We start from the raw sequence: 13,595 nt of genomic DNA on the forward strand, positions 1-13,595 counted from the left end.
TCCGTCTTCTCCCACCGGTCGACGTCCGAGCGCAAGATGCCGGCGAGCGCATGGTCCTCGAAGTCGGGGAGGAGGTGCTCCTCGATGCCAGGACGGCAACGGGAACGCCGCCAACGCCCTGGGCGCCCTGCACGCGGCCCGGGGTGAGCAGCAGACCGCCGAGCGCTGGTACCGCGCCGCCATGGACGCGGGCGACGTCAACGGCGCCTACAACCTGGGGCTGCTCTGCGCGGCCCAGGACCGTACGCCGCAGGCCGAGCAGTGGTACCGCCGCGCCGCGTACGCGGGCCACCGCGAGGCCGCCAACGCACTGGCCGTGCTGCTGCTCCAGGCGGGCGACGCGAGCGGTGCCGAGCCCTGGTTCTCCAAGGCGGCCGAGGCGGGCAGCGTCGACGCGGCGTTCAACCTCGGCATCCTGTACGCCGGGCGCGACGAGGACCGTACGGCACTGGTCTGGTACGAGCGTGCCGCGGCGGCCGGTCACACCGAGGCGGCCCTCCAGGTCGGCATGGCCCTGTTGCACCACGGTGAGGAGCAGGAGGCGGAGCGCCATCTGCGCTGCGCGGCGGGGGGCGGCAGCGCGGAGGCGGCCTTCCGGCTGGCCGGGGTGCTGGACTCGCGGCAGCCACCGCCCGGACCTCCCGCGCTCGGCGAGCCGATGCCGGACAAGACCGAGTGCGAGGAGTGGTACGAGCGGGCCGCCGAGCAGGGGCACCGCAGGGCCCAGGTGCGCGTCGGGATGCTCGCGGCGGCCCGTGGTGACGTGGACAGCGCTGCCCGCTGGTACCGCGAGGCGGCGGAGTCGGGCAGCCGCAACGGCGCCTTCAACCTCGGGCTGCTGCTCGCCCGCGAGGGCAGCGAGCGCGAGGCGGCGCTGTGGTGGAGCCGGGCCGCGAACGACGGGCACGGGCGGGCCGCCCTGCGCCTCGCCCTGCTGGCCGCCCGCCGCGGTGAGCTCGCCGAGGGGCAGCGCTGGTGTGCGCGGGCGGTCGAGCTGGGCCCGGCGGAGGTCGCCGAACGGGCTGCCCGGCTGCGGGAGGCGCTGCACCAGGAACTGACCGCGTAGGGCAGCGCGAAGCCGGCCGGGTCCGGCCTCGGGGGCGTCGTGAGAGCGGCGCCCCGGCGCCGGTCGCCGCAAGGCGCAGGAACTGATTTGCGCTGGTCCGGAGCGGTGACGTACAGTTCTAGACACAACGACGCGGGGTGGAGCAGCTCGGTAGCTCGCTGGGCTCATAACCCAGAGGTCGCAGGTTCAAATCCTGTCCCCGCTACTGAAGACAGAAGGCCGGATCCTTTAGAGGATCCGGCCTTCTGTGCGTGGTGCGGGCGAAGCGCGTGAGCGGCCATGCCCATGCCCATGCCGTACCCATGCCCGTGCCGTCATCCGTCGGGTGCGTTCACGCGGAAGGCCCCGGTGCGCGTGATGTCCGCACCGGGGCCTTCGTCGCTCGGATCAGTTCGGTTCAGCTCGTCGCGGCGCAGTTCGGGCAGATGCCGCGGTAGGTCACCTCGACGTCGGACACCGTGAAGCCGAAGCGCTCGTCGCTCGGCAGGTCCGCCATCGGGTCGCCGGCCGGGTGCACATCGCGGATCGTGCCGCAGCTCGCGCAGACGAGGTGGTGGTGGGGGCGGTGTGCGTTCGGGTCGTACCGCTTGGCGCGGCGGTCCGTGGAGACCTCGATGACCTCACCGAGCGTCACCATCTCGCCCAGCGTGTTGTAGACGGTGGCGCGGGAGATCTCGGGCAGCTTGGCCACGGCCCGCGCATGGACCTCGTCGGCCGTCAGGTGCACATGGTCCCCGTCGAGGACCTCGGCCACGACGCGTCGCTGCGCAGTCATGCGCCAGCCGCGTCCGCGAAGTCGTTCCAACAGGTCACTCATAAATACAAGCCTAACAGTGGTGGGACCAGGTCCCGAACGGGTGTGACTTTGGATGTTCACTTGACTTGGACTAAGTCCATTGTAGGATCGGCACCGGCATACGCCAAGGGACAGGCTGTGCAGGACAAGACGAATGTGCAGGAACGACGCAGGAGGCGCACGTGACGCAGGGACCGCTCACCACGGAGGCCGGCGCGCCGGTCGCCGACAACCAGAACAGCCAGACCGCGGGCGTCGGCGGTCCCGTCCTGGTGCAGGACCAGTCGCTGTTGGAGAAGCTCGCGCACTTCAACCGGGAGCGCATTCCGGAGCGCATCGTGCACGCCCGCGGCGCCGGCGCGTACGGCACGTTCACGCTGACCCGTGACGTCTCGCAGTGGACGCGGGCGAAGTTCCTCTCCGAGGTCGGCAAGCAGACCGAGACCTTCCTGCGCTTCTCGACCGTCGCCGGCAACCTCGGCTCGGCCGACGCGGTGCGCGACCCCCGTGGCTTCGCGCTGAAGTTCTACACCGAAGAGGGCAACTACGACCTCGTCGGCAACAACACCCCGGTGTTCTTCATCAAGGACGCCATCAAGTTCCCGGACTTCATCCACACCCAGAAGCGCGACCCGTACACCGGCTCGCAGGAGGCGGACAACGTCTGGGACTTCTGGGGTCTGTCGCCCGAGTCCACCCACCAGGTGACCTGGCTCTTCGGTGACCGGGGCATCCCGGCCACGCTGCGCCACATGAACGGGTACGGCTCGCACACGTTCCAGTGGAACAACGAAGCCGGCGAGGTCTTCTGGGTCAAGTACCACTTCAAGACCGACCAGGGCATCAAGAACCTCACCCAGGCCGAGGCCAACAAGCTCGCCGGTGAGGACCCGGACAGCCATCAGCGCGATCTGCGCGAGGCGATCGAGCGCGGCGACTTCCCGTCCTGGACGGTGCAGGTCCAGATCATGCCGGCGGCCGAGGCGGCCACGTACCGCTTCAACCCGTTCGACCTCACCAAGGTGTGGCCGCACGAGGACTACCCGCCGATCGAGATCGGGAAGCTGGAGCTCAACCGCAACCCGGAGAACATTTTCGCGGAGACCGAGCAGTCGATCTTCAGCCCCGCGCACTTCGTGCCGGGCATCGGTCCGTCCCCCGACAAGATGCTCCAGGGCCGTCTGTTCGCCTACGGCGACGCCCACCGCTACCGCGTCGGCATCAACGCCGACCACCTGCCGGTGAACCGCCCGCACGCCACCGAGGCGCGCACCAACAGCCGTGACGGCTACCTGTACGACGGCCGCCACAAGGGCGCGAAGAACTACGAGCCCAACAGCTTCGGCGGTCCGGTCCAGACCGACCGTCCGCTGTGGGAGCCCACCACCGTCACCGGCGAGGTCGCCACGCACGCGGCCCCGAGCCACGCCGAGGACAACGACTTCGTGCAGGCCGGAAACCTCTACCGGCTCTATTCCGAGGACGAGAAGGCCCGGCTGATCGACAACCTCGCCGGGTTCATCGCCAAGGTGTCGCGCGACGACATCGTCGAGCGGGCGATCAATAACTTCCGCCAGGCGGACGGTGACTTCGGCAAGCGTCTGGAGGCCGCGGTCCAGGCCCTTCGCGGCTGATCCGGACGGTTGTCGTCGTCGGTGGGCCGGTCTCCTCTGCGGGGGAGACCGGCCCACCGGTCGTTCACGGGGGCTCAGCCTATGAGTTCCGCGCGGTGGCGGCGCCTGGTGGGCGCCCAGCAGCGCAGGATGTCGCGGACGGAGACGATGCCCACGGGCCCGTGGCCGTCCAGCACGATCAGGTGGCGGAACCCGCCGTGTGTCATGGCCTCCGCGGCCTCTTCCAGGGTCCAGGTGGGCGCGGCGAAGACCACATCGGTGGTGGTGTGGGTGGCGGCGGTCTCGACATCCGGGTCCTGGCCGGAGCCGACCGCGTTGAGGATGTCGCGTTCGGTGAGGATGCCGAGCCCGCTGTTGTCCTTGTCGAGGACTACGGCGGCCCCGATGTGGCGGACCGACATCAGCCGGGCGGCCTGGCGGAGCGTATGGGCGGGGCCGATGGTGAGGACCAGTGTGCTCATGGCGTCACGGACGAGCATGAAGGGAGCCACCTCCTTGGTGAAAGGACCGCGTGAGCCGATTCACAAATTCACAAGCGGGGGGACTCTCAGAGTTGCACCGATGCGTGGGCGGAACAAGGGGAGGGCGAAGCTCACCGGGGGGCGCGCGGTAGCGCGCGACGCCCCTCGGTGACGTGATCCGGCGAAGCGGTCCGGGGCGGCGGGGGCAGGCTCAGTAGCGCTGGTTCAGGTAGCCGAGCAGTTCGTGGTGGAGCAGTCCGTTCGAGGCCGCCGCATTGCCGCCGCCCGGTCCGGAGACCCCGTCCAGGCTGGTGAACTTCCCGCCCGCCTCCTGGACGATGATCGCGTTGGCGGCCATGTCCCAGAGGGAGAGCTCCGGCTCCGCGCAGATGTCCACCGATCCCTCGGCGACCATCATGTACGGCCAGAAATCCCCGTACCCGCGAGTGCGCCAGCAGGCCCGGGTCAGATCCAGGAATCCGTCGAGACGGCCCTGCTCCTCCCAGCCGCTCAGTGACGCGTACGCGAACGAGGAGTCCGCGATCCGCTCCACCTTCGACACCTGCAGCCGGGTCGCGGAGGTCAGGCTGCGGCCGGAGAACGCGCCCGCCCCCTTCGCCGCCCACCAGCGCCGGTTCAGCGCGGGGGCCGATACCACACCGACCACCGGCTGGAACCCGTTCTCACCGGCCTCCATCAGGGAGATCAGCGTCGCCCAGACCGGCACGCCGCGTACGTAGTTCTTGGTGCCGTCGATCGGGTCGACGACCCAGCGCCGGGGGCCGGTGCCCTCGATCCCGAATTCCTCGCCCAGAATCGCGTCGCGCGGGCGGGCCCGATGGAGGTGGCCGCGGATCAGTTCCTCGGCGGCCTTGTCGGCCTCGCTCACCGGCGTCATGTCCGGCTTGGTCTCGACCTTGAGGTCGAGGGCCTTGAACCGGTCCATCGTCGCCGCGTCGGCGGCGTCCGCCAGCACATGGGCAAGGCGCAGATCATCGTGGTAGTCGGGCATGCCGTCACAGTATCGACCGCCGGTGAACAGGGCTACAGGACCCCGGATCCGCGCGGACCATTGACAGTCCCCGGGAGCGCGTCAACTCTGGGACGCGGAGCCCTCGGTGCGGGAGGCGACGATGCCCACAGCGCGAGAAGTACTGCTGGACGCCGCCCTCTCGGCGCTGGCGACCCTGCCCTGGACATCGGTGCGCATGGTCGACGTGGCAGCCGCCGCCGGGGTCTCCCGGCAGACCCTCCACAACGAGTTCGGCGGCAAGGACGGCCTGGCCCGTGCCCTGGTCCGGGACGCCGTCGACGGCTATCTGGCCGGAGTCGAGCGGGCGCTGGGATCGGCCGGCGGTACGGAGGACGCCCTGACCGCCACCGCCGCCTGGACCGTCCGGGCCGTACGTACGAACGTGCTGGTCAGAGCGTTGCTCACCGGCTGCTGGAGTGAGCGGTTACCCCGCCCCGGGCCCTGTCCCGGCCCCCTTGCGGCCGGGTGCGCCTCCCCGGTGCCCGGCCCGCGGAGCACCGATCCCGGGCCGCTGGCCCCCGCCGAACTGCTGCGCCGGGCCGGCGAACGCGCGGTGGCAGCCCTCGGCGTGGAACGGTCCCCGCGTGACCCGGAGGCACTGGCCGTGACCTGCGAGATCGCGCTGCGGCTCGCCCTGAGCTACGCGCTGGTGCCCGCTGCCACGGGGGCGGAGGGAGAGGTGGCACCGCTGGTGCGCCACGTGGTGGAGCGAAGTGCGGTCAGTGGGACGAGCCGGAGAGCTGGAGCCCGATCACGCCGACGATCACCAGGGAGATCGAGACCAGTTTGAGGGTGGAGACCACGTCGTCCAGGAAGACCATCCCGTAGATCGCGGTGCCCGCCGCGCCGATGCCGGTCCACACCGCGTAGGCCGGCCCCACGTCGAGTTTCTTCAGCGACAGCGTCAGCAGACCGAAGCTGCCGAGGGCGAAGACGCAGAACGCGACGGTCGGCCAGAGCCGGGTGAAACCGTGCGAGAGTTTCAGACAGACGGCGAAGCCGGTCTCCAGAAGTCCTGCGACCACGACCAGCAGCCACGCCATCGTCAGTGCCCTCCCACGTCGGTGACCGCCTTGCCACACTGAGTGTGATTATGCATTTACCGGCAACAGCAGATCGCAAACGTGCCCGGTCAGTCGCCTTCGCGTCGCTCCCGGGTGGACAGCAGCCGGTGCAGCGAGTCCAGCCGGGCCGGATCGGCGTGGCCGTCCGCCACCCAGGCGTCCAGGGCGCATTCCGGTTCATGACTGTCGTGGGTGCAGCCGCGCGGGCAGTCCTCGGTGCCGGGCTCCAGGTCCGGGAACGCGTGGATCACCCGGGACGGGTCGATGTGGTTGAGCCCGAAGGAGCGCACACCGGGGGTGTCGATCACCCAGCCGCGGTAGTCGGGCAGCGGCAGCGCCAGCGCCGATGTGGTGGTGTGCCGGCCGCGGCCGGTGACCGCGTTGACCACTCCCGTCGTACGCCGCCGGTCCTTCGGTACCAGCGCGTTGACCAGCGTGGTCTTGCCGACACCGGAGTGCCCGACGAAGGCGGTGACCCGGTCGTGCAGTTGCTCGCGGACCCGCTCGGCCGCGTCGCCGTTCTCCAGCTCCTCGCGGCTGGTCACGACGAACGGGACGCCCAGCGGCGTGTACGCCTCCAGCAGTTTGTCCGGGGAGGCCAGATCGGACTTGGTGAGGACCAGGAGCGGGGAGAGCCCGCCGTCGTACGCGGCGACCAGACAGCGGTCGATCATCCGCGGCCGGGGTTCCGGATCGGCCAGGGCGGTGACGATCGCCAGCTGGTCGGCGTTGGCGACGACCACCCGCTCGTACGGATCGTCGTCGTCCGCGGTCCGGCGCAGTACCGAGCGGCGCTCACCGATGCGGACGATGCGGGCGAGGGTGTCCTTGTCACCGGACAGATCGCCGACGATGGAGACGGTGTCACCCACCACGGCGGCCTTCCGGCCCAGCTCACGGGCCTTCATCGCCATGACCGTACGACCGTTGACGAGACAGGTGAGGCGGCCGCGGTCGACGGTGAGGACCATGCCCTCCTCGGCGTCCTCGTGCTTCGGGCGGGTATGCGTGCGAGGCCGGTTGCCCTTCGGGTTGGGGCGGACCCGGATGTCGTCCTCGTCGGGGTTCTTGCCGTAGCGGCGCATGTCTCAGGCCCCGAGCATTCCGGTCCACATCTGCGGGAAGTCCGGCAGGGTCTTGGCGGTTGTCGCCACGTTCTCGATCTCCACTCCGGGGACGGCAAGGCCGATGATCGACCCCGCGGTTGCCATCCGGTGGTCGTCGTACGTATGGAAGGTACCGCCGTGCAGCGGCCGGGGCCGGATGTGGAGGCCGTCGGCGGTCTCGGTGACATCGCCGCCGAGCCCGTTGATCTCCTTGGTGAGAGCGGCCAGCCGGTCCGTCTCGTGCAGCCGCAGATGGGCGACACCGCTCAGGGTGGACGGCGAATCGGCCAGGGCCGCGACCGCCGCGATGCCCGGGGTCAGCTCGCCGACCTCGCCGAGGTCGACGTCGATGCCGTGGATACGGCCCGAACCGGTGAAGGTGAGGCCGCGCTCGGTCAGCTCGCAGCTGCCGCCCATCGCCGTGAAGATCTCCCGCAGCGCGTCGCCCGGCTGGGTGGTGCGCTCGGGCCAGTCGGGGATCGTGACCCGGCCGCCGGTGACCAGCGCGGCCGCGAGGAACGGCTGGGCGTTGGAGAGATCGGGCTCGATGGTCAGATCACGGCCGAGCAGGGCGGAGTGGGAGACCCGCCAGACGTTCGGCTCGCCGCCCGTCTCCGGCTCGTCGACCTGCGCGCCGACCGCCCGCAGCATGTCCACGGTCATCCGGATGTGCGGCATGGAGGGGAGCCTGGCGCCGGTGTGACGCACCTCCACCCCCTGGTTGTAGCGCGGCGCCGACAGCAGCAGCGCCGAGACGAACTGGGAGGACGAGGAGGCGTCGATCTCCACCGGTCCGCCGTCCAGCGCGCCACTGCCGTGCACCGTCATCGGCAGTGAGCCGCGCCCCTCGTCGTCGATCCGGGCGCCGAGCACCCGCAGCGCGTCGATCACGCCGGTCAGCGGGCGCTCGTACGAACGCGGGTCGCCGTCGAAGCGGACCGGGCCGTCGGCGAGGGCCGCGACCGGTGGCAGGAAGCGCATGACCGTGCCCGCGTTGCCGACGTCGACGGTGGTGGGGCCGTGCAGCCCGGCCGGGATGACCCGCCAGACCTCGCCGGAGCCGTCCGGGCCCACGCCCTCCTCGATGCCGACGCCCATCGCGCGCAGCGCCTCGGCCATCAGCAGGGTGTCGCGGGAGCGCAGCGGGCGGCGCAGCCAGCCGGGCTCGGCGGCGAGCGCGGCGAGGACGAGCGCGCGATTGGTGACCGACTTCGATCCCGGCACGGTGACCGTCGCGTCGACGGTCCCGGTCGCATGCGGGGCGGGCCAGAGAGCGGGGTGCACGGAGCTTTCGGTCATGGACCTCACTTTAGAGCGTCCGGCGCGGACGGCAGCTGTCGCCGGACGCCGCGGGCCCTCATATGCCGAGCAGCCAGCGGCCGCCGCCGATCAGCGAGCAGAGCGACACCGCGTGGAAGAGAAAGAGCCAGAGCGCGGCCGGTACGTCCGTCAGCCGTGACAGCTGGTCCGCGTCCGAGTCGGGCGCACCGCCGTACCGCCGCTTGGACTGGAGCTCGAAGGCCGGGCGGACGCCGCCGAGCAGCAGGAACCAGACCACGGTGTACGCGAACAGCGACTGCCAGGCCGACGAGGCCAGCCAGGACACCAGCAGGAAGGCCGAGCCGGTGAGGATCACCGTCAGTGCCCCGTACACATTGCGGATCATCACCAGCATCACCGCGAGCAGCGCGGTGGCCACCCACAGCAGCAGCGTGATCCGGCCGTCGACCAGCAGCCACGCGCCGCCCAGGCCCAGCAGCGGCGGGGCGGTGTAGCCGGCGGCCGCGGTGAGGATCATGCCGATACCGGTCGGCTTGCCGCGGCTGACGGTCAGCCCGCTGGTGTCCGAGTGCAGCCGGATGCCGGACAGCTGCCGTCCGGTGAGCAGTGCGATCAGCCCGTGCCCGCCCTCGTGCGCGATGGTGATCGCGTTGCGGGTCAGCCGCCATATCGGGTTCGGCACGACGGCGATCAGCGCGAGCGTGCCGGTCACCACCACCAGCCACTGCTCGGGGGCGGGCTGGGTGCCGAACACGCGGTCCCACAGATTGCCCAGATCGGTGCTGTCCATGGCGTGGGCGGCTCCTTGCGGTGTCGGCTTGCGGTATCGGCGTCCTGCCGGTGTGACGGTCGTGGCAGTCTGGCACTTATGTGCGGACGGTATTCAGCGAGTCGGCGGCCCGAGGACCTGACCGGACTCTTCCAGGTCGAGAAGTGGGAACCGGCGGAGGCCCTGGCGCCCGATTGGAACGTGGCGCCGACCAAGGAGGTCTACGCCGTACTGGAGCGTCCCGTGAAAGACGCAGACGACCAGCGTCCGGTTCGTCAGATGCGCGCGCTGAAATGGGGCCTCGTACCGTCCTGGGCGAAGTCCCCGGAGGGCGCCGCACGGATGATCAACGCCCGCGCGGAGACCGTCCACGAGAAACCGTCCTTCCGCCGGCCCTTCGTCTCCCGGCGCTGCATCCTGCCCGCCGACGGCTACTACGAGTGGGTCACCGGCGCGGACGAGCGACAGCTGGAGGAGAAGGGGAAGAAGAAGCGCCCGCGCAAGCAGCCGTACTTCGTGACACCCGCCGACGGATCGGTCTTCGCGATGGCCGGGCTGTACGAGTTCTGGCGCGACCGGACCCTGCCGGACGACCACCCGATGGCCTGGTGGGTGACCTGCACGGTGATCACGACCGAGGCGGAGACCACCCCGCTCGCCGTCGCCCCCGCCGACGGTCCCGCCACGCTCGCCGACATCCACCCCCGGATGCCGCTGATGCTGACGCCGGACCGCTGGGACGCCTGGCTCGACCCGTCGCGCACCGACGTCGAGGGGCTGAAGGCGCTGCTGGCACCGCCGCCGGGCGGGCTGATGCGGGCCTATCCGGTGGCCACGGCCGTCAGCAACGTCCGCAACAACGGACCCGAACTGCTGGAAGAACTGGCCGCGCCGGAGGTGGGCACACTCTTCTGAGCCCCCGGCGGGGAGGATGGGGTACGTGAGTACTACAGAGACGGGCCGCCGGGCCGAGGCGGCCGAAATGGTCGACACCGATGCCGGACCGGCCAGGATCACCTGGTTCCCCGCCACGGGTACGACGAAGGCCGGGAGCGCGCGGCTGGTGCTGGCCCTCGGCCATGGCGCGGGCGGTGGCATCGAGGCCCGCGACCTCCAGGCCCTGGCCGCCGCGCTGCCCGCCCACGGGGTGACCGTCGCCCTGGTGGAGCAGCCGTGGCGGGTCGCCGGGAAGCGGCTCGCGCCCGCCCCGAAGACCCTGGACACCGGGTGGCGGGGGCTGTGGCCCGCGCTCACCGCCGCCGGGCCGCCCGTCGTCGCGGGCGGGCGGAGCGCCGGGGCCCGGGTGGCCTGCCGGACGGCCGCGGAGCTCGGCGCCCACGCCGTCCTCGCGCTCAGCTTCCCCCTGCACCCTTCCCGCTCTCAACTCCGTTCGAGCAGGGGAGGCCCCATCGGCAAGCCGGAGAAGTCCCGCGCGGACGAGCTCCTCGGCTCCGGCGTACCCACGCTCGTCGTGCAGGGCGGCCACGATCCGTTCGGGCGGCCCGCCGAATTCCCGCCGGGGGAGTACGAGATCGCCGAGGTGCCGTACGGCGACCACGGGTTCGCCGTACCGAAGAAGGCCGGCCCGAGCCAGGACGAGGCGATGGGGATCCTGACCGCCGCGGTGACCGGATGGCTGTCCGCCCTGGTATGAGGCACGCCCCGGGAATGTTGAGCGAGGGGCCACTGTTGTCGGTGTCATCGGTACATCAACGTCGTATGTGGAGAGGGAGTCCGTCGCATGGGTTCGACCATCTGCCCGCGCCGCTCGAACGCCGCTGACCTGGAGTGGACGGTGCTGCATGCGGCCAAGACCACTCCCGAGCGGGCCCTGGGCGGATCGGATCGACAGCCCGTCCCGGAGCAAGGTCGACTATTCTCCGATTCGAGCGGGTCCGGTTTGGGCTCCGCCACAGCGTTGGAGGAGGTGGGTCCGGTCACTGGGACCGACACGGGGACCGACGACGGCCGCGCACAGGAGACGCCTGCCGAGCGCAACGCGCGCTTCGAGCGGGACGCTCTCGGTTTCCTCGACCAGATGTACTCGGCCGCGCTGCGCATGACGCGCAACCCCGCGGACGCCGAGGACCTGGTCCAGGAGACGTATGCCAAGGCGTACGGCTCCTTCCACCAGTTCCGTGAGGGCACCAACCTCAAGGCGTGGATGTATCGCATCCTCACCAATACGTTCATCAACTCGTACCGCAAGAAGCAGCGCGAGCCCCAGCGCAGCGCTGCCGAGGAGATCGAGGACTGGCAGCTGGCGCGCGCCGAGTCGCACATGTCGACCGGTCTGCGCTCCGCCGAGTCGCAGGCGCTCGACCACCTGCCCGACTCCGACGTGAAGTCCGCTCTGCAGGCGATCCCCGAAGAGTTCCGCATCGCCGTGTATCTCGCCGATGTCGAGGGCTTTGCCTACAAGGAGATCGCGGACATCATGGGGACTCCCATCGGTACGGTGATGTCCCGACTGCACCGGGGCCGCCGCCAACTGCGCGGCATGCTGGAGGACTACGCCCGTGAGCGCGGGCTCGTCCCGGCCGGTGCCGGAGAGTCGGACGATCGGAAAGGCTCGGGCTCATGAGCTGCGGAGAGCCGCACGAGACGGACTGCTCAGAGGTCCTCGATCATCTCTACGAGTTTCTCGACCACGAGATGCCCGACAGCGACTGCACCAAGTTCGAGGTGCACTTCGAGGAGTGCTCCCCGTGCCTGGAGAAGTACGGCCTGGAACAGGCCGTCAAGAAGCTGGTGAAGCGCTGCTGCGGCCAGGACGACGTACCGAGTGATCTCCGGTCCAAGGTGATGGGCCGGATCGATCTGATCCGCTCGGGGCAGGCCGTGCCCGAGCAGGATGTGACGGCAGCGGGGAGCGAACAGCCGACCGCCGCCAAGGAGTGACACCCGGCGGCCGGCCCGTACCGGCCGCCGCCACCGAATCACCCGAATGTGCTAATCGGGCTCATTGACGCTCGGTCGGTCGCACAAGCTCGCTAGCCTGGCGCCTCCATTGACCATGTTGGGGGGCGGGCCGAGCGGGTGAGAGCCACACGCGGGGCGGCGCGCGCGTACATAGCGGTGGTAGCCGTGGTCGCCCTGTGCTGTGTGCTCCCCGCGCTGGGGAGCGGCGCGGGGACCCCGTGGGTCACCGTCGCACTGCTCACCGGGCTCTATCTGGTCTGTGAACTTCCCGGGCGCTGGCCCTTCTTCGGCAGCTCCGTGCCGATCCGTGCCGGATCGTTCTTTCCGCTGCTGCTGGCCGCCGCCTTCCTGCTGCCGCCCGCCGCGGCCGCCCTCGTCGCCGTTCCCGGATCGCTCGTCGGCCGGGTGGAACAGCCCCCCGCCACCGCACGGCGGGTCTGGCGGGCCGCACAGCTCGCCCTCACGGTCTGGGCGGCCTCGACCGTCCACGGACTGCTCGGCGGCACCGCCACCCTCGGCGGCACCGGTACCGGCCCCGACCTTCCCTACGCGATCCTGCCCGCCTGCGCCGGCGCCCTGGCCTTCAGCCTCGTCCTGACCGCACTGGACGGCTCCATCCTGGTCGCGGCCGAACGGCTGCCCCTGCGGCGGGCCTGGAGCGGGCTGCTGTCCCGCTCGCTGGGGCCGCATCTGGTGCACGGACTCGCCGGGCTGATGATGGCGGTCCTGTGGCGCGGTCCGCACGGGCCGCTGTCCGCGCTCATCGTCCTGCTGCCGATGTACATCTCCTGCTGGGTCTTCGCCCAGTACCACCGCGAGCACGCCGCCCACCGCGCCACCATCAGGGCGCTGGTGCAGGCCGTCGACATCAAGGACACGTACACCCGCGGCCACAGCGAACGGGTCGGGCGGGCCTCCGTCCTCATCGCCCGCGAACTGGGCATGGACCAGGACCGCCTGGAGGTGGTCCGGTTCGCCGGCATCCTGCACGACGTCGGCAAGCTCGGCGTCCCCACGCGGGTGCTCCGCAAGGACGGGCCGCTCACGCCGGAGGAACGACAGGTGATCGAACTGCATCCGGAGTACGGGCACGAGATCGTCCGCGGCATCGGTTTCCTCGGCGAGGCACGGGCCGCGATCCTGCACCACCACGAACGGCTCGACGGCAGCGGCTATCCGTACGGGCTCACCGGGCGCGAGATCCCGGAGTTCGCCCGGGTCGTCGCGGTGGCGGACGCCTTCGACGCGATGACCTCGACCCGGTCGTACCGGCGGGGGAGACCGGTGCCGGCCGCGCTGGAGGAGCTTGAGCGGTGTGCGGGCACGCAGTTCGACCCGCGGATGGTCCGGGCGCTGGTGCGCGGGCTGGAGCGGCACGGCTGGTCGGCCGTGACGAGGGCCGTGACGGCGGACGAGCCCGAGGTCCCGAGGCCGCGGGGCGAGGGCGCGGGCCCCGGCCGCCC

The 13,595-nt window shown here is 70.9% G+C and carries 14 protein-coding genes, 1 tRNA gene and 1 pseudogene; 9 read left to right on the top strand and 7 right to left on the bottom strand.

Annotated features, from left to right (window positions below; all coding sequences use genetic code 11):
- Window positions 1-88: 88 nt before the first annotated feature.
- Together ABZY11_RS37265 and ABZY11_RS37270 are read left to right on the top strand one after the other, a co-directional pair.
- A pseudogene (locus ABZY11_RS37265) lies at window positions 89-1,066 on the top strand (sel1 repeat family protein); the annotation flags it as partial.
- A gap of 131 nt (window positions 1,067-1,197) precedes the next feature.
- Window positions 1,198-1,271, top strand: a tRNA-Met gene (locus ABZY11_RS37270).
- 192 nt (window positions 1,272-1,463) lie between these two features.
- Here ABZY11_RS37270 and ABZY11_RS37275 read toward each other — a convergent pair.
- Window positions 1,464-1,883 carry a Fur family transcriptional regulator gene (locus tag ABZY11_RS37275; protein WP_356483416.1) on the bottom strand — a complete coding sequence of 140 codons (420 nt, stop codon included), beginning with the start codon at window positions 1,881-1,883 and terminating at the stop codon, window positions 1,464-1,466.
- Between the two features lie 161 nt (window positions 1,884-2,044).
- Here ABZY11_RS37275 and ABZY11_RS37280 point away from each other — a divergent pair, with 161 nt between their 5' ends.
- Window positions 2,045-3,496 (top strand): catalase, encoded by a 1,452-nt coding sequence (locus ABZY11_RS37280; protein ID WP_356483417.1) that lies wholly within the window; start codon window positions 2,045-2,047, stop codon window positions 3,494-3,496.
- Between the two features lie 74 nt (window positions 3,497-3,570).
- Here the strand turns inward: ABZY11_RS37280 and ABZY11_RS37285 are convergent, their stop codons facing one another.
- Both ABZY11_RS37285 and hisN read right to left on the bottom strand, forming a co-directional pair.
- Entirely contained in the window at window positions 3,571-3,975 is a 405-nt protein-coding gene (locus tag ABZY11_RS37285) for a CBS domain-containing protein (protein ID WP_356483418.1), read from the bottom strand.
- Between the two features lie 193 nt (window positions 3,976-4,168).
- Window positions 4,169-4,969: a histidinol-phosphatase gene (gene hisN, locus ABZY11_RS37290; RefSeq protein WP_356483419.1), complete on the bottom strand. Its 801-nt coding sequence runs from the start codon at window positions 4,967-4,969 to the stop codon at window positions 4,169-4,171.
- Between the two features lie 121 nt (window positions 4,970-5,090).
- On the opposite strand from hisN, the gene ABZY11_RS37295 reads away from it, so the two are divergent.
- Window positions 5,091-5,780, top strand: a complete 690-nt coding sequence (locus tag ABZY11_RS37295) for a TetR/AcrR family transcriptional regulator (RefSeq protein WP_356483420.1) — start codon at window positions 5,091-5,093, stop codon at window positions 5,778-5,780.
- Here the strand turns inward: ABZY11_RS37295 and ABZY11_RS37300 are convergent.
- From ABZY11_RS37300 to ABZY11_RS37315, 4 genes are all read right to left on the bottom strand, one after another.
- On the bottom strand, window positions 5,710-6,033 hold the full coding sequence (locus ABZY11_RS37300; RefSeq protein WP_114246542.1) for a multidrug efflux SMR transporter: 324 nt from the start codon (window positions 6,031-6,033) through the stop codon (window positions 5,710-5,712). The genes ABZY11_RS37295 and ABZY11_RS37300 overlap by 71 nt on opposite strands.
- Window positions 6,034-6,122: 89 nt before the next feature.
- On the bottom strand, window positions 6,123-7,139 hold the full coding sequence (gene rsgA / locus ABZY11_RS37305; protein ID WP_356483421.1) for a ribosome small subunit-dependent GTPase A: 1,017 nt from the start codon (window positions 7,137-7,139) through the stop codon (window positions 6,123-6,125).
- 3 nt (window positions 7,140-7,142) lie between these two features.
- On the bottom strand, window positions 7,143-8,459 hold the full coding sequence (gene aroA / locus ABZY11_RS37310) for a 3-phosphoshikimate 1-carboxyvinyltransferase (protein ID WP_356483422.1): 1,317 nt from the start codon (window positions 8,457-8,459) through the stop codon (window positions 7,143-7,145).
- Between the two features lie 58 nt (window positions 8,460-8,517).
- Window positions 8,518-9,231, bottom strand: coding sequence for a M50 family metallopeptidase (locus tag ABZY11_RS37315; protein ID WP_356483423.1), 714 nt, complete (start codon window positions 9,229-9,231; stop codon window positions 8,518-8,520).
- A gap of 78 nt (window positions 9,232-9,309) precedes the next feature.
- Between ABZY11_RS37315 and ABZY11_RS37320 the strand changes: the two genes are divergently transcribed.
- The 5 genes from ABZY11_RS37320 to ABZY11_RS37340 all read left to right on the top strand — a co-directional run.
- A complete protein-coding gene (locus ABZY11_RS37320; RefSeq protein ID WP_356483424.1) occupies window positions 9,310-10,125 on the top strand; it encodes an SOS response-associated peptidase in 816 nt (271 codons plus the stop codon).
- Between the two features lie 16 nt (window positions 10,126-10,141).
- Window positions 10,142-10,864 (top strand): alpha/beta family hydrolase, encoded by a 723-nt coding sequence (locus ABZY11_RS37325; RefSeq protein ID WP_356483425.1) that lies wholly within the window; start codon window positions 10,142-10,144, stop codon window positions 10,862-10,864.
- A gap of 273 nt (window positions 10,865-11,137) precedes the next feature.
- On the top strand, window positions 11,138-11,794 hold the full coding sequence (locus tag ABZY11_RS37330; protein ID WP_266425425.1) for a sigma-70 family RNA polymerase sigma factor: 657 nt from the start codon (window positions 11,138-11,140) through the stop codon (window positions 11,792-11,794).
- Window positions 11,791-12,111, top strand: coding sequence for a mycothiol system anti-sigma-R factor (gene rsrA, locus ABZY11_RS37335; protein WP_356483426.1), 321 nt, complete (start codon window positions 11,791-11,793; stop codon window positions 12,109-12,111). Before ABZY11_RS37330 ends, rsrA begins: the two co-directional genes overlap by 4 nt.
- Before the next feature lie 138 nt (window positions 12,112-12,249).
- Window positions 12,250-13,595 (top strand): HD-GYP domain-containing protein (locus tag ABZY11_RS37340; protein WP_356483427.1); only part of this gene is annotated, 1,346 nt, incomplete at its 3' end.

The organism is Streptomyces sp. NPDC006510, from assembly GCF_040611955.1.
Classification (GTDB): domain Bacteria; phylum Actinomycetota; class Actinomycetes; order Streptomycetales; family Streptomycetaceae; genus Streptomyces.

Excerpts from the sequence above, each read along its gene's own strand:
- ABZY11_RS37275 (WP_356483416.1), bottom strand. The coding sequence starts at position 1,883 with ATGAGTGACCTGTTGGAACGACTTCGCGGACGCGGCTGGCGCATGACT.
- ABZY11_RS37285 (WP_356483418.1), bottom strand. The coding sequence starts at position 3,975 with ATGCTCGTCCGTGACGCCATGAGCACACTGGTCCTCACCATCGGCCCC.
- hisN (WP_356483419.1), bottom strand. The coding sequence starts at position 4,969 with ATGCCCGACTACCACGATGATCTGCGCCTTGCCCATGTGCTGGCGGAC.
- ABZY11_RS37295 (WP_356483420.1), top strand. The coding sequence starts at position 5,091 with ATGCCCACAGCGCGAGAAGTACTGCTGGACGCCGCCCTCTCGGCGCTG.
- ABZY11_RS37300 (WP_114246542.1), bottom strand. The coding sequence starts at position 6,033 with ATGGCGTGGCTGCTGGTCGTGGTCGCAGGACTTCTGGAGACCGGCTTC.
- rsgA (WP_356483421.1), bottom strand. The coding sequence starts at position 7,139 with ATGCGCCGCTACGGCAAGAACCCCGACGAGGACGACATCCGGGTCCGC.
- aroA (WP_356483422.1), bottom strand. The coding sequence starts at position 8,459 with ATGACCGAAAGCTCCGTGCACCCCGCTCTCTGGCCCGCCCCGCATGCG.
- ABZY11_RS37315 (WP_356483423.1), bottom strand. The coding sequence starts at position 9,231 with ATGGACAGCACCGATCTGGGCAATCTGTGGGACCGCGTGTTCGGCACC.
- ABZY11_RS37320 (WP_356483424.1), top strand. The coding sequence starts at position 9,310 with ATGTGCGGACGGTATTCAGCGAGTCGGCGGCCCGAGGACCTGACCGGA.
- ABZY11_RS37325 (WP_356483425.1), top strand. The coding sequence starts at position 10,142 with ATGGGGTACGTGAGTACTACAGAGACGGGCCGCCGGGCCGAGGCGGCC.
- rsrA (WP_356483426.1), top strand. The coding sequence starts at position 11,791 with ATGAGCTGCGGAGAGCCGCACGAGACGGACTGCTCAGAGGTCCTCGAT.